The sequence below is a fragment of the Streptomyces sp. YIM 121038 genome (assembly GCF_006088715.1).
Classification (GTDB): Bacteria; Actinomycetota; Actinomycetes; order Streptomycetales; family Streptomycetaceae; genus Streptomyces.
On the sequence record NZ_CP030771.1, the window covers coordinates 4,632,641 to 4,655,000 of the forward strand.

Annotated in this window: 19 protein-coding genes and 2 rRNA genes (1 of these 21 only partly in view); 15 read left to right on the forward strand and 6 right to left on the reverse strand. The window is 71.8% G+C overall.

Translation table 11 applies throughout. The features are described 5' to 3' along the window. Window positions 1-139 precede the first annotated feature (139 nt). On the reverse strand, window positions 140-946 hold the full coding sequence (locus tag C9F11_RS19455; RefSeq protein ID WP_138960492.1) for a hypothetical protein: 807 nt from the start codon (window positions 944-946) through the stop codon (window positions 140-142). A gap of 146 nt (window positions 947-1,092) precedes the next feature. On the opposite strand from C9F11_RS19455, the gene C9F11_RS47425 reads away from it, so the two are divergent. Together C9F11_RS47425 and C9F11_RS19460 are read left to right on the forward strand one after the other, a co-directional pair. Continuing rightward, window positions 1,093-1,251, forward strand: coding sequence for a hypothetical protein (locus C9F11_RS47425; protein ID WP_171075790.1), 159 nt, complete (start codon window positions 1,093-1,095; stop codon window positions 1,249-1,251). 93 nt (window positions 1,252-1,344) lie between these two features. Then, window positions 1,345-2,943 (forward strand): FAD-binding oxidoreductase, encoded by a 1,599-nt coding sequence (locus C9F11_RS19460; RefSeq protein ID WP_138966721.1) that lies wholly within the window; start codon window positions 1,345-1,347, stop codon window positions 2,941-2,943. Window positions 2,944-3,204: 261 nt separating this feature from the next. On the opposite strand, the gene C9F11_RS19465 is transcribed toward C9F11_RS19460, so the two are convergent. Then, window positions 3,205-3,906 (reverse strand): phosphatase PAP2 family protein, encoded by a 702-nt coding sequence (locus C9F11_RS19465; RefSeq protein WP_138960493.1) that lies wholly within the window; start codon window positions 3,904-3,906, stop codon window positions 3,205-3,207. 258 nt (window positions 3,907-4,164) lie between these two features. Then, window positions 4,165-5,325, reverse strand: coding sequence for a bifunctional lytic transglycosylase/C40 family peptidase (locus C9F11_RS19470; RefSeq protein ID WP_138960494.1), 1,161 nt, complete (start codon window positions 5,323-5,325; stop codon window positions 4,165-4,167). A 134-nt stretch (window positions 5,326-5,459) separates the two neighbouring features. On the opposite strand from C9F11_RS19470, the gene C9F11_RS48665 reads away from it, so the two are divergent. From C9F11_RS48665 to C9F11_RS19515, 9 genes are all read left to right on the forward strand, one after another. Further along, complete coding sequence (locus tag C9F11_RS48665; RefSeq protein ID WP_249401794.1) at window positions 5,460-5,693, forward strand: DUF397 domain-containing protein; 234 nt, start codon at window positions 5,460-5,462, stop codon at window positions 5,691-5,693. Window position 5,694: 1 nt separating this feature from the next. Next, a complete protein-coding gene (locus C9F11_RS19480) occupies window positions 5,695-6,255 on the forward strand; it encodes a GNAT family N-acetyltransferase (protein WP_171075792.1) in 561 nt (186 codons plus the stop codon). Window positions 6,256-6,617: 362 nt separating this feature from the next. Further along, window positions 6,618-8,588, forward strand: coding sequence for a hypothetical protein (locus C9F11_RS19485; protein ID WP_249401795.1), 1,971 nt, complete (start codon window positions 6,618-6,620; stop codon window positions 8,586-8,588). Window positions 8,589-8,869: 281 nt separating this feature from the next. Continuing rightward, complete coding sequence (locus C9F11_RS19490) at window positions 8,870-9,178, forward strand: hypothetical protein (RefSeq protein ID WP_030689133.1); 309 nt, start codon at window positions 8,870-8,872, stop codon at window positions 9,176-9,178. 192 nt (window positions 9,179-9,370) lie between these two features. Beyond that, entirely contained in the window at window positions 9,371-10,201 is an 831-nt protein-coding gene (locus C9F11_RS19495; RefSeq protein WP_138960496.1) for a hypothetical protein, read from the forward strand. Next, the gene (locus C9F11_RS19500; RefSeq protein ID WP_138960497.1) at window positions 10,191-11,525 is read left to right on the forward strand and encodes a hypothetical protein; all 1,335 of its coding nucleotides are present in this window, start codon (window positions 10,191-10,193) and stop codon (window positions 11,523-11,525) included. The genes C9F11_RS19495 and C9F11_RS19500 overlap by 11 nt, the downstream gene beginning before the upstream one ends. Then, window positions 11,522-13,081 (forward strand): SCO6880 family protein, encoded by a 1,560-nt coding sequence (locus C9F11_RS19505; protein WP_171075793.1) that lies wholly within the window; start codon window positions 11,522-11,524, stop codon window positions 13,079-13,081. The genes C9F11_RS19500 and C9F11_RS19505 overlap by 4 nt, the downstream gene beginning before the upstream one ends. Before the next feature lie 28 nt (window positions 13,082-13,109). Beyond that, window positions 13,110-14,537: an ATP-binding protein gene (locus tag C9F11_RS19510; protein ID WP_138960498.1), complete on the forward strand. Its 1,428-nt coding sequence runs from the start codon at window positions 13,110-13,112 to the stop codon at window positions 14,535-14,537. A 1-nt stretch (window position 14,538) separates the two neighbouring features. Continuing rightward, window positions 14,539-16,059, forward strand: coding sequence for a type IV secretory system conjugative DNA transfer family protein (locus tag C9F11_RS19515; RefSeq protein ID WP_171075794.1), 1,521 nt, complete (start codon window positions 14,539-14,541; stop codon window positions 16,057-16,059). Here the strand turns inward: C9F11_RS19515 and C9F11_RS19520 are convergent. Next, window positions 16,056-16,616: a GNAT family N-acetyltransferase gene (locus tag C9F11_RS19520; protein WP_138960499.1), complete on the reverse strand. Its 561-nt coding sequence runs from the start codon at window positions 16,614-16,616 to the stop codon at window positions 16,056-16,058. The genes C9F11_RS19515 and C9F11_RS19520 overlap by 4 nt on opposite strands. Window positions 16,617-16,752: 136 nt before the next feature. Here C9F11_RS19520 and C9F11_RS19525 point away from each other — a divergent pair, with 136 nt between their 5' ends. Genes C9F11_RS19525 through C9F11_RS19540 form a run of 4 tightly spaced genes read left to right on the forward strand, consistent with a single transcriptional unit; the run spans window position 16,753 to window position 20,524 of the window. Then, the gene (locus tag C9F11_RS19525) at window positions 16,753-17,715 is read left to right on the forward strand and encodes an ATP-binding cassette domain-containing protein (RefSeq protein WP_138960500.1); all 963 of its coding nucleotides are present in this window, start codon (window positions 16,753-16,755) and stop codon (window positions 17,713-17,715) included. Continuing rightward, the gene (locus C9F11_RS19530) at window positions 17,712-18,494 is read left to right on the forward strand and encodes an ABC transporter permease (protein ID WP_138960501.1); all 783 of its coding nucleotides are present in this window, start codon (window positions 17,712-17,714) and stop codon (window positions 18,492-18,494) included. The genes C9F11_RS19525 and C9F11_RS19530 overlap by 4 nt, the downstream gene beginning before the upstream one ends. Window positions 18,495-18,512: 18 nt before the next feature. Continuing rightward, entirely contained in the window at window positions 18,513-19,850 is a 1,338-nt protein-coding gene (locus tag C9F11_RS19535) for a histidine kinase (RefSeq protein WP_138960502.1), read from the forward strand. Continuing rightward, the gene (locus C9F11_RS19540) at window positions 19,847-20,524 is read left to right on the forward strand and encodes a response regulator transcription factor (RefSeq protein WP_138960503.1); all 678 of its coding nucleotides are present in this window, start codon (window positions 19,847-19,849) and stop codon (window positions 20,522-20,524) included. Before C9F11_RS19535 ends, C9F11_RS19540 begins: the two co-directional genes overlap by 4 nt. Window positions 20,525-20,642: 118 nt before the next feature. Here the strand turns inward: C9F11_RS19540 and rrf are convergent. Both rrf and C9F11_RS19550 read right to left on the reverse strand, forming a co-directional pair. Next, window positions 20,643-20,759: ribosomal RNA gene (gene rrf / locus C9F11_RS19545) — 5S ribosomal RNA — on the reverse strand. Window positions 20,760-20,848: 89 nt separating this feature from the next. Beyond that, window positions 20,849-22,360, reverse strand: a 23S ribosomal RNA gene (locus tag C9F11_RS19550); it runs 1,612 nt beyond the window's last position.

The following is a 22,360-nucleotide window of genomic DNA, read 5'->3' on the forward strand; positions in this document are numbered from 1 at the left end:
TCCTAGAGTAGGGAGCGGCCTACGTACCGCGCATGGCACGGACGGACCATATTGCGACTATCGGCCATCGATATGCGGCCACCGCCCGGCACCCCGCCGGGGCCCGCGCCGGGACCCCGCCAGGGCCCGCGCGCGGCCGCTACCGCTCGGCGATCTTCCCGGCGTAGATGTCCTTCTCCGGCGGCAGCCGCACCCGCACCGGCGCCCCGAACCCGTACAGCGACGTCGTCGAGGCGACCTCCGCGTTGGCCACCTGGAAGCGGTGGCGCAGCTTGCGCAGCCGCCCCTGCTCGTCGAGGTAGGCGTCGAACGGAACTCCGCCCTTGCTGAACCCTTTCGCCACCGCCGCCCGCAGCGCGTCCCGGTACGGCGCGGACGCCCCGGGCACCGCGCCCGCCAGCTCGGCCACGCCCCGGTAGTGCCGCACCGCGACGTCGTCGACGCGCGTCTCGCGCACGTACGTCACCTGGCGCGCCCCGCGCAGCAGTTCGGCGGCGACGAGCGGATCGGTGGCGCCGCCGGTGACGAGGTTGCCGTCGGACAGGGAGGCCGTGTCGACGCGCACCCACTTGTCGGCGGGCACCCCGGCACCGCGGTTCTTCATGTAGAGGTCCCCGCCCGTCATCAGCTCCGTGACCGGCGGCCTGCGCCGGCCGCGGTCCGCCGGGTCCTGCGGCAGCACGACCTCGAACCGCCCCTGCCGCCGCCGGTAGTCGTACGTCCCCTGGCCCCGGACGGTCACCCGGGTGCCGCCGCTGGCCATCTCCATGGACGTGCGCGCCCGGGAGCTGCCCGCGCGCACCAGCGCGTCGGCGGCGTCCCGCACCTCCTTGGCGGGGTCGTCGCTGGCCGCGGCACCGCCGCCCGAACAGCCCGTGGCGAGCGTCATGAGACCCACCGCCGCCGCGACGGCCGCCGTGCCCGTGTGCCTGTGCTGCTGCCCCATCGCCCTGCCGACCCCCAAGCCTTTCCACGCGTCGGCGGTCGCCGTGCGACGGCCACCGGGTCGAGCCCCCTGTGTTCCCCATAACGACCGGTACGGGGTGTTGTCACGCGCGAGCGCGTTCACTCTTCCGGCGTACCGTAGGGGCCGTGCCCGAGTCGCATTCCCCCGAGCCGACGCACCGTACGACCACGGTCGAGAACGGACGCTTCTGTGCCGCCCGGTGCAGCTGTGGCTGGCGGGGCCCCGCGCGCCGCGCCCGCAGCAAGGCCCGTGCCGACGCCGCCGCCCACAGCGAGACCCTCTGAACGCCCGGTCCCGTACCGCCCTTTCGCCGGAACCCCCCGGCCCCCGCTGTCGTCTCGTTGTGCGGGAAAGCAACGGGAGGGCTCATGGAACGGCTGGCACGGCGTACGTTCATAGGGACGGCGGCCGCCGCCGTCGCGGCGGCCGGTACGGCCGCCTGCAGCGGCGGGAGCGGCGGCACGGGCGGGGCGAGCGGCAGCGCGTCGGCGAGCGGCACGGCGGGGTCCGCGACGGCTTCCACGGCCACCACGCCGATCAGGACGGCCGCCGCGTCCGCGGCCGCCAACCTCACCGCGCTCGCCCGTGACCTGGACGGCTCCCTGGTCCGTCCGAACGAGGCGCACTGGGCCACGGCCCGCCAGCTGTACAACACCCGCTTCGACAGCCTGAAGCCGACGGCCGTCGCGTACGTCGCGCACCCCGACGACATCCGCACCGCCCTGGCCTACGCCCGCGCCCACGACGTCCCCGTGGCGGTCCGCAACGGCGGCCATTCGTACGCGGGCTGGTCCTCCGGCACCGGCCGGCTGATCCTCGACGTGTCGCGCCTCAACCGCACCCGCGTCTCGGGCTCCACCGCCACCATCGGCGGCGGCGCGAAGCTCATCGACGTCTACCGCGCCCTCGCCGCGAAGGGCGTCACCATCCCCGCGGGCTCCTGCCCGACGGTCGGCATCAGCGGTCTGACCCTCGGCGGCGGGCACGGCGTCGTCTCCCGCGCCTACGGCCTGACCTGCGACAGCCTCACCTCCGCGACGCTCGTCACCGCCGCCGGGAAGCTGATCAGGGCCGACAAGTCCGAGCACAAGGACCTGTTCTGGGCGCTGCGCGGCGCGGGCAACGGCCAGTTCGGCGTCGTCACCGAGCTGACGTTCCGCACCCACCCGGCCCCGCAGGCGGTCTCCGCGTACCTCACCTGGCCGTGGGCGAAGGCCGCCGCCGTGGTGAAGGCCTGGCAGGAGTGGGGCCCTGCGCAGCCGGACGAGATCTGGTCGTCGCTGCACCTCGCGGCCGTGCCCGGCGGGACCCCCACCGTCTCCGTCGCGGCCTTCTCGCTCGGCACGTACGGCGGACTGCAGAACGCCGTCGACCGCCTCGCCGACAAGGTGGGCGCCCCGGCCCGCAGCGTCTCCCTGAAGCGCCGCGGCTACGAGGAGGCCATGGAGGTGTACGCGGGCTGCTCGTCGTTCGCGACGGACGCCCAGTGCCATCTGCCGGGCACCACTCCGGGCCGCACCCCGACGGGCGCGCTCGGCCGGGAGACGTACGCGGCCCGCTCGGACTTCTTCGACCGCTCGCTCTCCGCCGCCGGGATCCGCGCGCTGCTCGGCCAGATGGAGCACGTGCGCGGCGAGCGCGGCACCGCGGGCAGCATCGCCCTGACCGCGCTCGGCGGCGCCATCAACCGCGTGGACCCGACGGCCACGGCGTTCGTGCACCGCCGCTCCCGGATGCTCGCCCAGTACATCGCCTCCTGGCGCGCGGGCACCTCCGGCACGGGCGCCCAGGGCTGGCTCAAGGGGGCCCACGGCGCGATGCGGCGCCACGCCTCGGGCGCGGCGTACCAGAACTACACGGACGCGACCCTCACCAACTGGCGCGAGGCGTACTACGGCCAGGCGGCGCCCCGGCTGAAGAAGGTCAAGAAGGCCTACGACCCGACGCGCTTCTTCAGCTTCCCGCAGGCCCTGTAGCCGCTGGCGGCCCGGGTAGCGCCGTAGGCCCTCGCGGGGCCCGCGCCGGGCCACTCCGACGGCCCCGGCCTGCACCCGTTCGGCCCCGCCCGGGCCGCCCCCGGGTGGCCCGGCCGACGCGGGACCGCTGGCCTGGGGGCATGACACGTACCCGGATACGCATGGCCGTGGCGGGCGCGCTCTCGGGCGGCACCGGCGTGTGGCTGCTGCGCCGCCGCGGGGGACGGGCGGGGCGCGCCCGGCTCGTGGCGCCCGGCGCCTCTACGCGGCGAGGCCCTTCTCGTCGGATCCCGCGGCCTCCTGCTCCGGCAGGGTGGCGACCGGCCGGGCGCCGCGGTGCGGGGCCCACACCAGACGGGCGGCCCTCCCGGAGCGCCCGATCGCCTTGGTGACGGGCGTGAGCAGCGCCATCGCGAGCGGCGAGAGCAGCAGCGTCACGGCCGTGCCGAGGGCGAAGCCGCCGATCACGTCGGTGGGGTAGTGCACGCCCATGAAGACGCGGCAGAAGCCCTCCAGGGCGGCCAGGGCGATCCCGGCGATGCCGAACTTGCGGTGGGCGACGAAGAGGCCGACGCCGATGGCCATGGCGAGCGTCGCGTGGTCGCTCACGAACGAGTAGTCGTTCTTGCCGTCGACCAGGACTTCCAGGCCCTGGTGGTCCCTGAAGGGGCGCGGGCGCTCCACGAAGTTCCGTATCGGCACGTTCACGAGGACGGCGATGGCGGCGGCGAGCGGGGCCCAGACGACGGCGGCGACGGAGCCGGCCGCGTCGTCGAGCGCGCCGCGCTTGCGGGCGCCCCACCAGCACCAGAGGACGAGCAGCACCAGGGCGGCGAGCAGCCCGTACTCGCCGATGAACTCCATGGCGCGGGCGACGAAGCCCGGGGAGTCCTTCGCCAGGCCGTTGATGTCGTAGAGCAGGCTGACGTCGGGGTTCGACCCGGATGTATCGAGTCCAGCCATGATGCTGCGGCCCCTTGTCCTCTGTCTCACGGGCGCGCCGCCTGACGCGCCCTCCATCAACCCCCGTGGCCAGTGCGTGCTGTACCAGTCAAGGGAACGCACAGTCCCCTTATCTACGTTCCACTCTCCACCGAATGATCACTCAGACGTTATCGAAGAGAGACTCATCGCCGCAGCTCAGGGGGGTGTTTCAGCGGAACGTTCCAGCCAGCTCGGGCGGCGCGTGCGCCCGGCGCACGCCTCCGCTCCGGCCGCCGGTCAGACGTCCGTGCCCTCCGGCTGCGGGGCGTCCGACGGCACGGAAGGCGCCGTTGAACTCTCTTCCGAGGGCTCTTCGGAGGGCCTGCGGGAGGGCGGGGAACTCGGCTCACCGGCCGGTTCCCGGTCCTTCTTCGGCTTCTCTTCCCGCTCCTCGGGCGACTCACTGGGCACTGCTTTTGCGCCATCTTCGGTCACTCGGGTGGCTCCGAAGTAGTCAGGAGTGTCCACGGGATCGAAGCGGATCTTCGCGCCGGGCCGCGGCGCGTCGATCATGTAGCCGCCGCCCACATAGATACCGACGTGCCGGATGGCCCGCGAGTTGCTCAGGTCGTCGGAGAAGAACACCAGGTCCCCGGGGAGCAGCTCGTCCCGCTTGGGGTGCGGCCCGGCGTTGTACTGGTCGTTGGCCACGCGCGGCAGCGGGATGCCGACGCTGCGGTACGCGGCGAGGGTGAGCCCCGAGCAGTCGAACCGGCCGCCCTGGTCGGCGGTTCCGTTGCCGCCCCACAGATACAGGGTGCCGAGCTTCTTCTGCGCGTAGTAGATGGCCCCGGCCGCCTGCCGCGACGGATTCACGCGCCCCACGGGCCTGGCGAAACTCTTCTCCAGGGTCGTGATGATCTTGACGTAGTTCTGCGTCTCGCGGTACGGCGGCACGCCGCCGTACTTGATCACGGCGTACGCGCCCGCGTTGTACGCGGCGAGCATGTTCCTCGTCGGGTCGCCGGGCGCGTCCTTCACGTACTTGGCGAGCTTGCAGTCGTACGACGCGGCCGACGGGATGGCGTCCTTCGGGTCCCACACGTCCCGGTCCCCGTCGCCGTCGCCGTCGATCCCGTGCGTGGCCCAGGTCCCCGGGATGAACTGCGCTATGCCCTGCGCCCTGGCCGGGCTCTTCGCGCTCGGGTTGAACCCGCTCTCCTGGTACAGCTGGGCGGCGAGCAGGGCCGGGTTGATGGCCTTGCACAGATTGCCCCACTTCTGCACGAGCGGCTGGTACGTGGTGGGCACCGCGCCCTTGGCGAGGCCGACGCTGCCCCGCGTCCCGCCGCCCCCGGCGACCGAGCCCGCGGCGACGAAGGTCCCGACGACGAGCAGCCCGATGAACCCCATCGAGCCACTGAACGCGACGGACGCGAGCAGCCATGTCTTACGCACCGTCAACCACCCCTCGCCCACCGGGAGTCCGCCGGGGTCAGTGTAGATGCGGGACCCCCGCCCCGGGTGGATCATCTTCCGTTCGACGGCGGATAATCGGATCCGCACGCCCGCCCCGAAGGAGGCCGCGCCCCGTGACCGACGCCCGTCCGGACCTGCCCGCCGACCTGGAGTGGATCCGCGCCGCCCCGGAGGGCGACCGGGGCCCCGGCCCCTGGATCGAGTACGCCTTCGGCCCCGACGACGCGGTGCACCTGCGCGAGACCGGCGCCCCGGACCGGGTCGTCACGACGACCCGGGCGAAGTGGGAGGCCTTCGTCCTGGGCGTGCGCGCGGGCGAATTCGACCACTTTGCGGAAGGGCACTGACATGACGGCGCACCAGCACGGCCCCCTACCGACGCACCAGCACGCCCCTCTGCCGGCGCGGCTGCGCCCGGCCGAGCCCGGCGACCACGCGGCGATCGTCGCGGCCGTCCGCACCTGGTGGACCGACCGCAGCCCCGCCGAGATGCGGGAACTGTCCCTGCTCCTTCCGAAGTTGTTCCTCCAGTTCTTCGCCCGTACGAGCCTCGTCCGGGAGGACGCCGACGGCGTACGGGCCTTCCTGGTCGGCTTCCACCCGGCCGACCACCCGGACGAGGCGTACATCCACTTCGTGGGCGTCGATCCCGCGCTGCGCGGACAGGGCGCGGGCCGCGAGCTGTACGAGGCCTTCTTCCGGGAGGCCGCCGCCGCGGGGCGCACCCGGGTGCGGTCGGTGACGTCCCCGACGAACACGCGCTCCATCGCCTTCCACCGCGCCCTCGGCTTCCGCCTCCAGGACGGCGACGGCGTGGGCCCGGACGGCGTCCCCGTGCACAAGGACTACGACGGCCCGGGCCTCGACCGGGTCTGCTTCCTGCGAACGCTGACCGTGACGGACGATTGACGGAGCGCCAACTTTGGCGGACTGTAGGGGGGTTGGGCGCGGGGGAGGCGCCCGGCGCGCTGCGCACCGCGTTCTACGGCTGGGGGGAGCCGACCATGGAACCCAACGACCCCAGAGACAGGCCCGTCCCGGAGGACAGGCCACCGACGGGGAGCACACCCACGCCCGAGGCCCGGCGCACGGCTGGGGCCGCGCCCGGGGCCGGGCCTGAGGACCGCCCCGAAGACGGGCCGAGGCCTGCCGCCGGGGCCGCACCCGGAGGGACCGGGGCCGCACCTGAGGGCGGATCGGCTGGGCAGGGCGGGCCCGCGCCCACGGACAGGGCCGCGCCTGCGGACAGGGCCGTGCCCGAGGACAGGCCGGTGCCTGGCGGGGGGCCTGCGGCCCAGGCGCCCGCGCCCGCGTACGGATCGGCCGCTCAGGGCAGCCCCACGCCCGAAGGCGGACCGCCGCCCGACGGGAGACCCGCGCCCCAGGCGCCCGCGCCCGCGTACGGACCGGCCGCTCAGGGCACGCCCACGCCCGAAGGCAGCCCCACGCCCGAAGCCGGGTCCCGCCCCGCGAGCACGCCCGAGGCGCCCCAGGCCGGGCCCGGCCCCGCAGGCACCCCGCCCCCCGGCGGCAGCGCCCCGGAAGGCTTCGGTCCGCCCCCGCCCACCGCGCCGCCCCACGGCACGCCCGCCCCGCCGCCCGGGCCCGCGTACGGCCCACCGTCCCAGGCACCCGCGTACGGCGGCTACGGCGCCCCCGGGTACGGCCCGCCCCCCGGCGGCCCCGCGCCGTCCGCCTACGGTCCGCCGGAGCTCCTGGAGCCCCCGGCCGCCGCGCCCGCTCCCCCGCCCGCGCCGCCCGAGCCCCTGCGCCCCGTCGCCGCCGCCCTGCTCAACCTCACCGGGCTCGGACTCGGCTACGTCCTCGTCCGGGCCTGGCTGCCCGCCGTCCTGTGCTGGGCGGCGACCGCCGGGCTGCTCCTGATCGCCCTGCCCGCCGACGTCGACGGCGTCCCCGGCGGCCTGCTCGTCGGCTACCTCGCCCTCCTCGTGCTCGCCGCCGCCGACGCGGCCCGCCGCGCCCGCCGCACCGCCCTCGCCTGGCGGCTGCGCGCACCGCTCGCCGCCGCGCTCGGCGTCGTCCTGCTCGCCGTCCCCGCCGCGAGCGCCTTCGCCTACGAGGCCGCCCGGGACGAGGCCGTCGAGGACATGCTCCTGGAGCGGCTCGACGAGGCCGACCGGCTCGTCGCGGACCAGGACGGACAGGACTTCGCCGGCTCCGAGCGCGCCTACCGCTCCGCCCTGGACACCTACCGCGACCTCGTCCGCGACCACGGCGGCTCCCGCGCCGCCGACCGCGTGCCCGACCGCCTCGACGCGTACTACAAGGCCGTCGCCCGGCCCTACGCCGACGGCCGGTACTGCCAGGCCATCGCGCCCCTCACCTATCTGCGCACCCTGCCCGACCGCATCGGCGAGAACCGCCTGGGCCGCCTCGCCACCTGGCCCGACGACCGGCTCGCGACCTCCCTGTACGAGTGCGGGTCCGCGGCCGTCGACCGGGGCGACGGCACCCACCTCCAGGAGCTCCTGACGACCTTCCCCGACTCCGACGCCGCCCGTAAGGTCGTCCCCGCCCTCGGCGCCGCCATCGACGACCGCACCGCCGACCTCAAGGGCCCCGACCCCTGCTCCGCCACCGAGAAGCTGACCCGCGTCCGCGCCGTCGCCGCCTCCCTGCCCGGCGGCAAGGGCGGCTCCCTGACCGCCCGGGCCGAGCGCGCCGTCCAGTCCGGCGAGTACGCCTGCGGCGTGGACGAGTTCAAGGACGGCCAGTTCACCGAGGCCGCCAAGCGGATGCGCGACTACGCCGACACGTACAAGGCCAGCGGCAAGCGCGAGCGCGCCCGCACCATCGCCATCGCCGCCGAAGTCGCCGCCGAGCGCCCACAGGCCGGCCGCAAGCTGCCCGCCCAGCGCGGCCCCGGCTCGGGCCAGGAGTTCGTCGTCAAGAACGACGGGGCGAGCGCCGTCGAGGTCCTCTTCACCGGCCCGGCCACCGGCACCGTCAAACTCGGCGCCTGCGCGGGCTGCACCCCGTACGCCAGCAGGGCCGAGGGCAAGAGCAAGGCCTGCAAGGCGAGCCGGAGCTATCCCCAGAAGACCCTGCGCCTGCCGCCCGGCGAGTACCACTTCCTCTACAAGCGCGGCACCGGCGGCACCGGCCTGGTCCGCGACCACAGCGACGGCACCACGGTCCAGGGCGGCTACCGCTACACCGACTGCACCTACGTCGTCAGCGGCGGCCTCGGCGGCATCGGGGGCCTCTCCCCCCGGACGTGACCCCCGCATCCCCCTCCCCGCCATCTCACCTGACGGACGGTCTGAGGGCGTGGCCCGGCCTCGTTCTGAGGTGACGTCAGTGGCCACGCCGGACCTTCGTTGCCCGGCGTCACCCCTCGTGATACATAGAGTGACCATACGTTTGAAGTCGGCCAACGAATGACGCCAAGGCTGCACACGCCGGGCGGATTGTCGGCGAGAATGAGCTCCGTCCTCTGCACTCCGGTAGGCAGAGGTGGGCAGAGGCGCAGGAACAACCCACTAGGGGCGGTGAGTTACACATGCTTATGGCAGCCGAGAAGGGCGACATCACCACCATCATCGGTGGGATCGCCCCCGACTGGGGTCCCTTCGGGAGCTTGGGCAACGAAGCACGCGTGATGATCGAGGTCGTGATGGCCGTCGCGATCCTGCTGTGCCTCGGCATCGCGATCTGGGGCGCGGCGAAACAACGCATCGGCGCGACGGCGCTGCGCGACACGTTCAGCGCCGAGCAGGGCAAGGGCCTGATCATCGCGGGCCTGACCGGTGTCTTCATCATCGGCTCGCTCGGCACGCTTTTCACCATCGTGTACGGCATGGCGGTCTGACCCCCGCCCCGCGCACCCTCTTCCCCCGTCCCCCTTCTCTCCCCCGTCCGTCGTGCCCACCGGCTGAGGTTGCAACTCCCTGATGTCGAGTCACCACACCGCGCCCGCGCGGGAACCAGCACGGCTACCGTCATATCCGGTGCACCAGGCGGACGTGGTGGTCAAGGATGAGCTTGAGGGGGCGTACGCGGCATGAGCGATGACGATGACCTCTTCGGCGGTACCGGCGAGACGCGCACGCGGCTCCCGGAGCGCGAGGACGGCTACGGCGGCGCCCGCAGATCCGGCCGCCCCGGCGGCCGCTCCTCCTCCCGCAGCCTCGTCACCGTCATCGGCGTGGTCGTCCTCCTCATCGCCGCCATCGCCTTCGCGAACCGCGACGACTCGTCGTCCGACGGCGACGGCGGCGGCGCCCACGACAAGGGCGCCAAGACCTCCCCCACGGCCCCCACCGGCGAAAAGCCGGTGACCGGCAAGAACGGGAGCATCCCGACGGGCTACGCGAAGACGGAACAGGGCGCGCAGAGCGCGGCCGCGAACTACGCGGTGGCCCTCGGCTCCGCCGAGATGTTCGACAAGTCGAAGCGGGACGGCATCCTCAAGGCCATCATGGCCCCCTCCAGCGTGACCAAGTTCGAGGCCGTGCTGGACAAGGCGTACAGCGCGGACTTCTTCAAGAACGTGGGGCTCAACGCCAACGGGTCCACGCCGAGCGGCTACCAGTTCGTCTCCCGCACGAGCCCCATCGGCACGAAGGTCACCGACTTCGCCGACGGCAGGGCCACCGTGGCCGCCTGGTGCGGAGGCCTCCTCGGCCTCGCGGGCGAGCGGTCCACCAAGCCGGTCACCAACAGCTGGTTCACGATCACCATGAAGCTGGCCTGGATCGACGGCGACTGGAAGATCACCACGCACACCCAGAAGGACGGTCCCGCCCCGGTCCCGGGCGACGACCGCGCGTCCGGCTCAGAAGAGATCGCAGACGCCGTGGAAGGGTACGGAGGGTTCACGTATGCGCGGTAGTCGCCCCGTACTGAAGCTCACCGCCGCCCTCGCGGCCATCCAGACAGCGGTGCTCCTCCTCGCGACGCGCGCCGCCGCCGCACCCGACGACGACCCGTGCGCGCTCATCCACGGCCCCGCCAAGAAGTACTGCGAACAGGGCGAAGGCGGTGGCGGGGGCGGGGGCGGGCGTAAGACGCCCGACAACGGGGCGCTCTCCGAGCTCGACCCGCTCAGCTCGCTCGCCCGCGGCTTCGGCGACGCCGCCTCCTGGATCGTCAACAAGCTCACCGAGTACGTGAACGACACCGCCGCCGTGGACTTCACCAACGAGAAGTTCCTCCAGCAGTACGCCGTGGTGTTCGCCGCGTCGACGATCCTGACGCTGATCGTGTGGCTGCTCGCGGTCACCAAGCGGGCCGTGCGCGGCGTACCGCTGCTCACCGCGCTCTCGGAGGCGATCGGCTTCCTCTGGCTGACGGTGCTCGCGTCCGCGTTCACCCCGCTGATCCTGTCCACCGTCGTCTCCGCGACGGACGGCGTCTCCGAGGTGCTCGCCAAGTCGGTGGGCGGCGACACCGACCGGTTCTTCGGCACGTTCTCGCAGGCCCTCGACAAGGGCACCGACATCGGCGGCGGCCCGATCATGCTGATCGTCGTGTCCGCCGTGTCGATCGCCGCCGCCGGCATCCTCTGTCTGGAGCTGGTGATCCGCGCCGCGATGCTCTACGTCGGCGCGCTGCTCGGCACCGTCGTGTACTCGGGCCTCGTCGACAAGAACACCTGGGGCCGCATCCGCCGCTGGGCCGGTCTGATGGTCGCGATCATCCTGGTGAAGCCCATCATCGTGATCGTGCTCGGCGTCGCCGGGGCGCTCCAGGGCGAGGACGGCCCCGACTCGCTGTCCGCCGTCGTCTCCGGCCTCTCGGTGATCCTCCTCGCCATCTTCGCCAGCGCCTCCATCTACCGGTTCATCCCCGGCTTCGGCGACGACATCATGGCCACCCGCAACAACCGCCTGATGCGCGGCGCCGAGAACCGCGCCGCCACCGCCCTCAACTCGCCCGCCGCCTGGGTCGCCCAGGGCATCCGCACCCACAGCGCACGCCCCGGCGGCAAGGCGGGCGGCGGCCAGGGCGGCGGCGGCGACACCCCGCCCCAGACCGCCGCGGCCAACGCCGTCGGCAGCGGCCTGTCCTCGCACGCCCACCGCCAGGCGGGCCCCGCCCAGAACGGCGGCGGAACTGTCCCCTCCGCCGCACCCCCACCCCGTACGAGCCCGTCGAACACCCCGCACGCGGGCAACCGCGGCGGTACGAACAGCACTGGAGGTGAAGGGCGTTGACGACCCAGTCCCATGTGTCCCCACCGGTCACGCCCCGCCGCACCTATCTGATCGGCCGGGCCCGGCCGAACGCCATCATCGGCCGCAACCGCGAGACCGGCGAGATCGCGCTGATCATCGCCGGCGCGTTCCTCGGCATGATGTGCGGCATCCTCATCCCGTTCCTGGCCCTGCGCATCGTGCTGCTCATGGGCTTCCCGCTGATCGCCATCGCAGCGGTGTACATCCCGTACAAGGGACGCACGTTCTACAAGTGGTTCGAGATCAACCGGAGCTTCAAGCGGTCGCTGCGGCGCGGCACCACCTACCGGTCCTCGGCCGCCGAGTCGGGCATCCGGCTCGACGGCCGCGAGGTGGAGATCGGCCCGCCGCCCGGCATCGGCCGCATCAGCTGGCTCGCCGCGCCCTTCGGGCCCGACGAGATCGCCGTCCTGCTCCACGCCGACCGGCGCACCGTCACCGCCGCCATCGAGATCGAGGGCCCCGGCGTCGGCCTGCGCGACAGCGAGGACCAGGAGGCCCTCGTCGACCGGTTCGGCACCCTGCTCAAGCACGTCGCCAACGGCGACGGCTTCGTGACGCGCCTGCAGATGCTGGCCCGCACGCTGCCCGCCGACCCCGACGCGCACGCCAAGGACGTCGCCGCGCGCGGCGACGACCGCGCGCTGCCCTGGCTCCAGCACAGCTACGACGAGCTCCAGTCGATGGTCTCCACCAGCAGCGAGCAGCACCGCGCCTACCTCGTCGCCTGCATGCACTACTCCCGCGACCTGGCCGCCGAGGCACAGGCCATGGCCCGCGCCGCCCGCCCGCACGGCGGCAGGAAGCTCGACCGCGACGCCGGTCTCGCCGTCGTCATGGCCCGCGAGCTCACCGACATCTGCTCGCGCCTCCAGGAGGCCGACATCCGCGTGCGCCAGCCGCTCGGCCAGGGCCGCCTCGCCTCGCTCGTCCACTCCATGTACGACCCGGACCACCCCATCGACCACATCCAGGCGATGACGAAACGTAATGCCTGGCCCGCCGAGCTGGACGCGATGGAGCCCACCTACCTCCAGGCCAAGACCCGCGAGTCGTCCACCCGCGCCCCCTGGTGCCACTCCACGGCCTGGGTCAAGGAGTGGCCGATGACGCCCGTCGGCGTCAACTTCCTCGCGCCGCTGCTCGTCCACACCCCGGACGTGATCCGCACCGTCGCCGTCACCATGGACCTGGAGCCCACCGAGGTCGCCATCGAGCGCATGCTCACGGAGAAGACCAACGACGAGGCCGAGGCCAGCCGCCAGGCCAAGATGAACCGCACCGTCGACCCCCGCGACATCGCCTCGCACTCCCGCCTCGACCAGCGCGGCGAGGACCTGGCGAGCGGCGCGGCGGGGGTCAACCTCGTCGGCTACATCACCGTCTCGTCGCGCTCCCCCGAAGCCCTCGCCCGCGACAAGCGGACGATAAGGGCGTCGGCCGGAAAGTCGTATCTGAAACTGGAGTGGTGCGACCGCGAGCACCACCGGGCCTTCGTGAACACGCTGCCGTTCGCGACCGGCATCCGGCGATGAACCACAACGGTAGGGGTGTGAAGGTGCGATGCGGGATCCGCTGACCGTCCTCACGGACGCGTTCACGTCGTTCCTGTTCGGGAAGGTCGAGACCACCCGCCTCCCGGTGCGCACGTCGACGGGCCAGGCCCAGGCGGTCTATCTGCCGACGGCCGCACCCGGCCTCGGCGACTCCGGCGTGATCATCGGGCGCGAGGTGTACTCCGGCAAGGGCTACATCTACGACCCGTTCCAGCTGTACGGCCAGCAGCTCCCGGCCCCCCACTGGCTGGTCCTCGGTGAGTCCGGCAACGGCAAGTCCGCCCTGGAGAAGACGTACGTCCTGCGCCAGCTCCGCTTCAAGGACCGCCAGGTCGTCGTCCTGGACGCCCAGGGCGAGGACGGCGTCGGCGAGTGGAACCTCATCGCCCAGGAGCTGGGGATAACCCCCATCCGGCTCGACCCGACGGCCGCCCTCGACATGGGCATCCGCCTCAACCCGCTCGACCCGGCGATCACCACGACCGGCCAGCTCGCGCTGCTGCGGACCATCATCGAGGTGGCCATGGGCCACGGCCTCGACGAGCGCTCCGGCTTCGCGCTCAAGGTCGCGCACGCCTACGTCAACGAGACCATCCTCGACCGCCAGCCCGTCCTCACCGACATCGTCGAGCAGCTGCGCCACCCCGAACCGGAGTCCGCCGAGGCCATGAACGTGGCCATAGACGACGTCCGGGCCTGGGGCCTGGACGTGGCCCTGGTCCTCGACCGCCTGGTGGACGGCGACCTGCGCGGCATGTTCGACGGCCCCACGACCGTCGGCATCGACCTCGACGCGCCGCTCATCGTCTTCGACCTCTCCCACATCGACCGCAACTCCATCGCCATGCCCATCCTCATGGCCATCGTCGGCGTGTGGCTGGAGCACACCTGGATCCGCCCCGACCGGAAGAAGCGCATCTTCCTCGTCGAGGAGGCCTGGCACATCATCAACTCGCCCTTCGTGGCCCAGCTCTTCCAGCGCCTGCTGAAGTTCGGCCGCCGCCTCGGCCTGTCCTTCGTCGCGGTCGTCCACCACCTCTCGGACGTCGTCGACGGCGCGGCCGCCAAGGAGGCCGCCGCCATCCTGAAGATGGCGTCCACGCGCACGGTCTACGCCCAGAAGGCGGACGAGGCACGCGCCACGGGCCGCGTCATCGGCCTGCCCCGGTGGGCGGTTGAGATCATCCCCACCCTGACGCCCGGCATCGCGGTCTGGGACGTCAACGGCAATGTCCAGGTGGTCAAACACCTGATCACGGAGACGGAGCGCCCCCTGGTCTTCACCGACCGCGCCATGACGGAGTCCGCGAGCGACCTGCTCGCGACCGACGACGTCCTCGCGGCCGCCGAACGGGAGGCGGAGGAAAGGGCGGCGTACATGGAACAGCAGATGGGCGAGGGCCCCGCCGGGTCCTCCCGGTCGACGGTGGCGTGACATGGCGCAGGACCGCTACCGGGACCGCCGCCAGGACCAGCCCGGCCGCGAGCGCGGCGTCCCGGACGCCCTGCTCGTGGGCGTCCTGGCCTTCGTGGTCGGCATGGTCTTCCTCATGTGGTCGGCGACCGGCATCGCCGGCTGGTGGGCCCACGGCGCGTGGCCCGACCACGTCACGTTCAACAACACGCCGCCCGCCGTACGCCACCTCGTCCAGGAACCCCACGACGTCGCGGGAGCCTGGCCGGGAACGCCCCGCGACCAGCTCTCCGGCTACGGCCTCTTCTGGGGCTTCCTCATCGGCCAGGTGATGGTCCTCATCGTCCTCACGATCTTCGTGATGGGCACCCTGACCCGCTTCCGCGCGGTCCGCAAGGCAGCCCGCCACGCGGAAACCACCACCTCCGATACCGCTGTGGGCAATCGTCCCGCAGGGCGGGACGGGTGGGCACAGCCCCCAGCGCCGAGCAACCGTGACGCAGAGCCGCGCACCGGCGCCCCGGAGCAACCGCTCGAAGCAGAGCCCGAGCCGCGGCCCGCCCCGGAACCCGCCCCGGCCCCCGCCCTGGCCAAGCGCCCCCCCACCGTCCCCACCCCCCGCACCCCCCTGGTGCTCGGCACCCCCGAGACCCGCCGCCCCCTCGCCGCCGAGGCCATCGCCGACGCCGAGTCCGCGACCCTGGTCATCACCTCCGACCCCACCCTGTGGGAGGAGACGAAGGACGCCCGCGCCAAACTGGGCCCCGTCCTCGTCTACGACCCCGTACACCTCTGCGACACCCCGGCCCGCCTCCACTGGTCCCCCACCACCGGCTGCGAGGACAAGGCCACGGCGACGCACCGCGCCCGCGCCCTGCTCGCCCCCATAAGACCCACCGCCAAGCTGGACACGGCCGTGGCGGACACCGCCGAGCTCCTGCTGCGCAGCTTCCTGCACGCCGCCGCCGTGGACGGCCGCTCCGTGAAGCACGTCCACCGCTGGGCCCAGGGCACCCAGGTCCAGGACGCGGTCCGTGTCCTGCGCACCCACCCCAAGGCCGCCCCGGGCGCCGCGGGCGAGCTGGAGTCCGCGCTCACCGCGTACGCGGAGCGCCGCGACATGGCCCAGGAGCTGACGTCCCGCGCCCTGTCCTGCCTGTTCACGCTGAACGTACGGGAGTCCTGCACGCCGAACCGCGCGGACTCCCTCAGCCTGGAGTCCCTCGTCGACGAGGGCGGCACCCTCTTCGTGGTGGGCGAGGCGATCGAGGACCCCAAGGCGAACCCGGGCGCGATGCCGCTGCTCACGGCGCTCGCCTCCAGCATGGTCGAGCGCGGCCGCCGCCTCGCCGACCGCTCCCCCGCCGGACGGCTCGACCCGCCCCTGACCCTCGTACTCGACGACGTCGCGGCCGTCGCCCCGCTCCCCCAGCTGCCGGAGCTCCTCGCCGCCGGAGCCGACCAGGGCATGCCGACGCTCGCCCTGCTCCGCTCCCGCGAACAGGGCCGCGCCCGCTGGCCCCACGACGAACTGATCGGCTAGCGCCCGGGGGCCGGGGCCAGCACCATCTCGTACTCGAGCGCCGACGGATCCCCCGGCACCGACGCCGACAGGCCGCTGCGCACGAAGCCGAACCGCCGGTAGAACGCCTCGGCCCGCTCGTTGTCCTCGTGCACGAAGAGCCGGATCCGCTCGACCCCGGCCCCGTCCGCCGCCCGCGCCCACTCCACCGCCGCCTCGAACAGCGCCTCGGTCAGGCCCGTGCCCCGGTGCTCGGGGCGCACGTACACCCCCACCAGATGCGCCTGCCGCACCTCCACACCGGCCCCGAGCACGCTCTGTGTGCCCGGCTCCTCGACGAGCACGGTCACCGAGCCCGCCCAGCCGCCGTCCGGGCCCTCCGCGACGAACTGCCGGATCGGCCCGCCCGGCGCCGCGTTCGTCGTCCGGTCCTGCCAGTACTCGTCCGGCTGGGCGACGGCCTTCTCGTACGTCTCCAGGAAGGCGACCGGGGCCGCCGGATCCCGCAGGGCGAGCAGCCGCAGCGCCCGGACCTGTCGCCATTCGTCGCCACGCACGGGGCGTATGAGGTGCTCCATGTCCCGATCCTAGGCAACACCCCGGCCCGAAGCCGCCTGGTTTTCCGCCCGCCGTCGTACCCCGGTACTACGCCCCGCCCGAGCTCAGGACCCCGGTCCGACGCGCCGCGGCCCGCCCCGCCGCGACCATCGACCCATGATTCGCGCACAGGGACTCACCAAACGCTACGGCCGCGGCGCCCGCACCAAGACCGCCGTCGACGACCTCAGCTTCGAGGTCCACCCCGGCACCGTCACCGGCTTCCTCGGCCCGAACGGCGCGGGCAAGTCCACCACCATGCGGATGCTCCTCGGCCTCGACGCCCCGACGAGCGGCCGCTGCACCGTCGGCGGCCGCGCCTACGCCACCCACAGCGCGCCCCTGACCGAGGTCGGCGCGCTCCTGGAGGCCCGCTCCCTGCACCCCGGCCGCTCCGCGTACCACCATCTGACGGCCCTCGCCCACACCCACGGAATCCCCCGCTCCCGCGTCGAGCACGTCCTCGCCGCCACCGGCCTCACCGACGTCGCAGGCCGGCGCGTGAAGGGCTTCTCCCTCGGCATGGGCCAGCGCCTCGGCATCGCGGCGGCGCTCCTCGGCGACCCCGCGACGCTCGTCCTGGACGAGCCGGTCAACGGCCTCGACCCCGACGGCGTCCTGTGGATCCGCAACCTCCTCAAGGCGCAGGCCGCCGAGGGCCGCACGGTCCTCGTCTCCTCGCACCTCATGAGCGAGATGGCCGTGACCGCCGACCACCTGATCATCATCGGCCGGGGCCGGCTGCTCGCGGACACGACGGTCGAGAAGTTCGTCCGCGAGTCCGGCACCGGCTCCGTGAAGGTCGTGTCCCCCGCGGCGGCCCGCCTCGCCGCGCTCCTCGCGGGCCCCGGCGTCACCGTCGACGGCGACACCACCGGCCCCCTTGATGCCCCCGGCGCCCTGGAGGTCCGCGGCACCGACGCCGAACACATCGGCCGCACCGCCGCCGCCCACGCCATCCCCCTCTTCGAACTCACCCCGCACACCGCCTCCCTGGAGCAGGCCTTCATGGACCTCACCCACGACTCCGTCGAGTACGTGACTCCGGACGTCGCGCCCCTGGAAGGAGCCGCGGCATGACCACGACCACCCCCACCCCCTCCTACCGGGTCACCCCGGCCCGCGTCCTGCGCTCCGAGTGGCACAAGCTGTGGACGCTGCGCACCACCTGGATCACCGTGCTCGCGGCGAGCGCCCTGGTCCTCGCGGTCGGCATCACCATGGGCAGCACGTACGACGGCGACGACTCCGACGTCGACACCATCGTCTTCACCCTCTTCGGCACCCAGCTCTCCCAGATCTGCCTCGCCGTCCTCGGCATCCTGGTCACCGCGGGCGAGTACTCGACGGGCATGATCCGCGCCTCCCTGACCGCCGTCCCGCGCCGCCGACCGGTCCTGTGGTCGAAGGCCGCGGTCTTCACGGCGGTGGCGTTCACCCTGTCCTTCGTCACCAACGTCATCACCTTCCTCACCGCCCAGATCTGGCTCGCGGACACCGACAAGAAGCTGACGCTGACCGACTCCGGCGTCCTCGGCGCCCTCACGGGCAACGCGGCGGGCGTCACCCTCCTCAGCCTGATCGCCCTGGGGCTCGGGGCGCTGCTTCGCTCGGTGCCCGGCGGCATCGGCGCGTTCGTCGGCTCCGTGCTCGTCCTGCCGGAGATCGTCGGGACGCTGCCGTTCGGCGGCGTCGACGCGGTGGTGCGCTGCTTCCCCGCGCAGGCCGCCTCGTCGCTCGGCTCCCTCACCCGCGTGGACGACACGATCGCCCCAGGACCCGCCCTGTTCACCCTGGTCCTGTGGGCCCTCGCGGTCCTGACCGCGGCCTCGTACCTCCTCAAACGCCGCGACGTCTGACCCGCACCGCCCCCACGCATGGAACTCCTGTACGAGGATGAGCTCGTGGCCCACGACCCGCACCCCCTCACCCAGTACGTCCAGCGCCTGGTCCAGCGGGTGCGCGCCGTCGACGAGCGCCGCCCGCTGCTCTGGGACCTCCTGGTCACCGGCTTCTTCGTGACGGCCGGCGTCATCGACTTCGCCGGTGGCGGCTGGCGCAACGTCGCGCCCGACCAGGACGTTCCCGGCCCGCTCGTCCTCGCGATGAGCCTCGGTCTGACGCTGCCGCTGCTGTGGCGGCGCCGCCACCCGATGGGGACCCTCGCCGTCATGGTGGCGTTCGGCACGGTCAGCTCGGGCACCGGCGCGATGCTCCAGGCCGCCCTCGTCCAGCTCATCGTCCTGTTCAGCGTGGCGCTGCGGCTGCCCCTGCGGACGCTGGGGTGGGCGGGCGCGATGATGCTGGTGCCGCTGCTCGTGGGGACCGTCCGCTATCCGAGGGGCAGTTGGGACCAGCAGATCGTGCCACAGGTGTGGGCGTACGCGATCGTCGCGCTCCTCGGCATCGCCGTCCGCTCGCGCCAGGACCACACCCAGGCCCTCGTCGAGCGCGCCCGCCGCCTGGAGGTCGAACGCGACCAGCAGGCCCAGCTCGCCGCGGCCGCCGAACGCACCCGCATCGCCCGCGAGATGCACGACATCATCGGCCACAACCTGTCCGTGATCACGGGCCTCGCCGACGGCGGCAAGTACGCGGCCGCGAAGTCCCCCGAGCACGCCGCGCAGGCCCTCGACGCCATCGGCTCCACCAGCCGTCAGGCCCTCGCCGAACTGCGGCGCCTCCTGGACGTCCTGCGCGACGACGCCCCGGAGGCCGCGGCCCTGGCCCCGCAGCCCGCGCTCGCCGATCTGACGCGGCTCATCGACGGCGTCAGGTCCGCGGGCCTGCCCGTCCGCACCACGGTCCACGGCCGTCCCGACGCCCTGCCCCAGGGCCAGGAACTCACGGTGTACCGCGTGGTGCAGGAGGCCCTGACGAACACCCTCAAGCACGGCGGCCCGGGCGCGACGGCGGCCGTCCGGATCACGTACGCCGACGACGGGGTGACGGTCACCGTCACGGACACGGGCACCGCGGCCCGCACGGCAGCGGCCCCCGACGGCCGCGGCCTCACCGGCATGCGGGAGCGAACGGCCCTGTACGCGGGCACACTTGAGGCCGGTCCGCGCCCTCGCCCCGCCACCGGCTGGGAGGTCCGCCTCCACCTGCCGCGCACGACGGCCGACGACTCCGCGTCGTCCGCTGTCTCCGCCTCCGCCTCTGCCTCCGCTGTCTCCGCTCTTGTCGCTTCCCCGAAGGAATCCGCTCAGTGACCAGCGTCCTCATAGTCGACGATCAGCCCCTGCAACGCTTCGGCTTCCGCATGCTTCTGGAGAGCCAGGACGACATGACGGTGGCGGGTGAGGGCGGTAGCGGAGCCGACGCGGTCCGCATGGCCGCCGGCATCCGCCCGGACGTCATCCTGATGGACGTCCGCATGCCCGACATGGACGGCATCGAGGCCACCCGCCGCATCGTCGCGTCCGGTTCGGCGTCCCGCGTCCTCATCCTCACGACGTTCGACCTGGACGAGTACGCGTACGCGGGGCTGCGCGCGGGGGCCTCGGGCTTCCTCATCAAGGACGCGCTGCCGGAGGAGCTCCTGTCCGGCATCCGCGCGGTGGCCACGGGCGACGCGGTGGTGGCCCCGAGGCTGACCCGGCGCCTCCTCGACGCGTTCGCGGACCAGCTGCCGAGCGGCGGGGCCTCCACGGGCCCGGCCGACCCGGCCAAGCATCCGCTGCTGGCCTCGCTGACCGACCGCGAACTCCAGATCCTCACGGTCATCGGGCAGGGCTGGACGAACACGGAGATCGCCGCGCGGCTGCATCTGGCCGAATCGACGGTGAAGACGCATGTGGGCCGCATCCTCGCGAAGACGGGTGCACGGGACCGGGTGCAGGCGGTGATTCTGGCGTACGACACGAAATTGGTCCGCCCCGCCTGACCGGACCGCCGCCCGGCCTGACCGATCCGCCCGGCGTGAAAGGCAGCTGGGTAAAGGACCGACCCTAAACGCAGAAAACCCCCGTGCCATCCGGCACGGGGGTTTCCCATCACAATTTGTTCGGCGGCGTCCTACTCTCCCACAGGGTCCCCCCTGCAGTACCATCGGCGCTGTAAGGCTTAGCTTCCGGGTTCGGAATGTAACCGGGCGTTTCCCTCACGCTATGACCACCGAAACACTATGAAACTGTGAACTACCGCACCACACCATGCAGATGTGGGGTTGTTCGTGGTTTCAGAACCAACACAGTGAACGCGAGCAACTGAGGACAAGCCCTCGGCCTATTAGTACCAGTCAACTCCACCCGTTACCAGGCTTCCATATCTGGCCTATCAACCCAGTCGTCTACTGGGAGCCTTACCCTCTCAAGGAGGTGGGAATACTCATCTCGAAGCAGGCTTCCCGCTTAGATGCTTTCAGCGGTTATCCCTCCCGAACGTAGCCAACCAGCCATGCCCTTGGCAGAACAACTGGCACACCAGAGGTTCGTCCGTCCCGGTCCTCTCGTACTAGGGACAGCCCTTCTCAATATTCCTACGCGCACAGCGGATAGGGACCGAACTGTCTCACGACGTTCTAAACCCAGCTCGCGTACCGCTTTAATGGGCGAACAGCCCAACCCTTGGGACCGACTCCAGCCCCAGGATGCGACGAGCCGACATCGAGGTGCCAAACCATCCCGTCGATATGGACTCTTGGGGAAGATCAGCCTGTTATCCCCGGGGTACCTTTTATCCGTTGAGCGACGGCGCTTCCACAAGCCACCGCCGGATCACTAGTCCCGACTTTCGTCCCTGCTCGACCCGTCAGTCTCACAGTCAAGCTCCCTTGTGCACTTACACTCAACACCTGATTACCAACCAGGCTGAGGGAACCTTTGGGCGCCTCCGTTACCCTTTGGGAGGCAACCGCCCCAGTTAAACTACCCATCAGACACTGTCCCTGATCCGGATCACGGACCCAGGTTAGACATCCAGCACGACCAGAGTGGTATTTCAACGGCGACTCCCCCGATACTGGCGTACCGGGTTCACAGTCTCCCACCTATCCTACACAAGCCGAACCGAACACCAATATCAAACTGTAGTAAAGGTCCCGGGGTCTTTCCGTCCTGCTGCGCGAAACGAGCATCTTTACTCGTAGTGCAATTTCACCGGGCCTATGGTTGAGACAGTCGAGAAGTCGTTACGCCATTCGTGCAGGTCGGAACTTACCCGACAAGGAATTTCGCTACCTTAGGATGGTTATAGTTACCACCGCCGTTTACTGGCGCTTAAGTTCTCAGCTTCGCCACCCCGAAGAGTGACTAACCGGTCCCCTTAACGTTCCAGCACCGGGCAGGCGTCAGTCCGTATACATCGCCTTACGGCTTCGCACGGACCTGTGTTTTTAGTAAACAGTCGCTTCTCGCTGGTCTCTGCGGCCACCCCCAGCTCAGGATGTAAAACCCATCACCAGGCGTGGCCCCCCTTCTCCCGAAGTTACGGGGGCATTTTGCCGAGTTCCTTAACCATAGTTCACCCGAACGCCTCGGTATTCTCTACCTGACCACCTGAGTCGGTTTAGGGTACGGGCCGCCATGAAACTCGCTAGAGGCTTTTCTCGACAGCATAGGATCATCCACTTCACCACAATCGGCTCGGCATCAGGTCTCAGCCTTAATGTGTGACGGATTTGCCTATCACACGGCCTACACCCTTACCCCGGGACAACCACCGCCCGGGCTGGACTACCTTCCTGCGTCACCCCATCGCTTACCTACTACCACCTTGGATC

Bases quoted from the DNA above. Each gene is read 5' to 3' on its own strand.
- C9F11_RS19455 (WP_138960492.1), bottom strand. From the start codon at position 946: ATGGGGCAGCAGCACAGGCACACGGGCACGGCGGCCGTCGCGGCGGCG.
- C9F11_RS19465 (WP_138960493.1), bottom strand. From the start codon at position 3,906: ATGGCTGGACTCGATACATCCGGGTCGAACCCCGACGTCAGCCTGCTC.
- C9F11_RS19480 (WP_171075792.1), top strand. From the start codon at position 5,695: ATGACGGCGCACCAGCACGGCCCCCTACCGACGCACCAGCACGCCCCT.
- C9F11_RS19490 (WP_030689133.1), top strand. From the start codon at position 8,870: ATGCTTATGGCAGCCGAGAAGGGCGACATCACCACCATCATCGGTGGG.
- C9F11_RS19495 (WP_138960496.1), top strand. From the start codon at position 9,371: ATGAGCGATGACGATGACCTCTTCGGCGGTACCGGCGAGACGCGCACG.
- C9F11_RS19500 (WP_138960497.1), top strand. From the start codon at position 10,191: ATGCGCGGTAGTCGCCCCGTACTGAAGCTCACCGCCGCCCTCGCGGCC.
- C9F11_RS19510 (WP_138960498.1), top strand. From the start codon at position 13,110: ATGCGGGATCCGCTGACCGTCCTCACGGACGCGTTCACGTCGTTCCTG.
- C9F11_RS19515 (WP_171075794.1), top strand. From the start codon at position 14,539: ATGGCGCAGGACCGCTACCGGGACCGCCGCCAGGACCAGCCCGGCCGC.
- C9F11_RS19520 (WP_138960499.1), bottom strand. From the start codon at position 16,616: ATGGAGCACCTCATACGCCCCGTGCGTGGCGACGAATGGCGACAGGTC.
- C9F11_RS19525 (WP_138960500.1), top strand. From the start codon at position 16,753: ATGATTCGCGCACAGGGACTCACCAAACGCTACGGCCGCGGCGCCCGC.
- C9F11_RS19530 (WP_138960501.1), top strand. From the start codon at position 17,712: ATGACCACGACCACCCCCACCCCCTCCTACCGGGTCACCCCGGCCCGC.
- C9F11_RS19535 (WP_138960502.1), top strand. From the start codon at position 18,513: ATGGAACTCCTGTACGAGGATGAGCTCGTGGCCCACGACCCGCACCCC.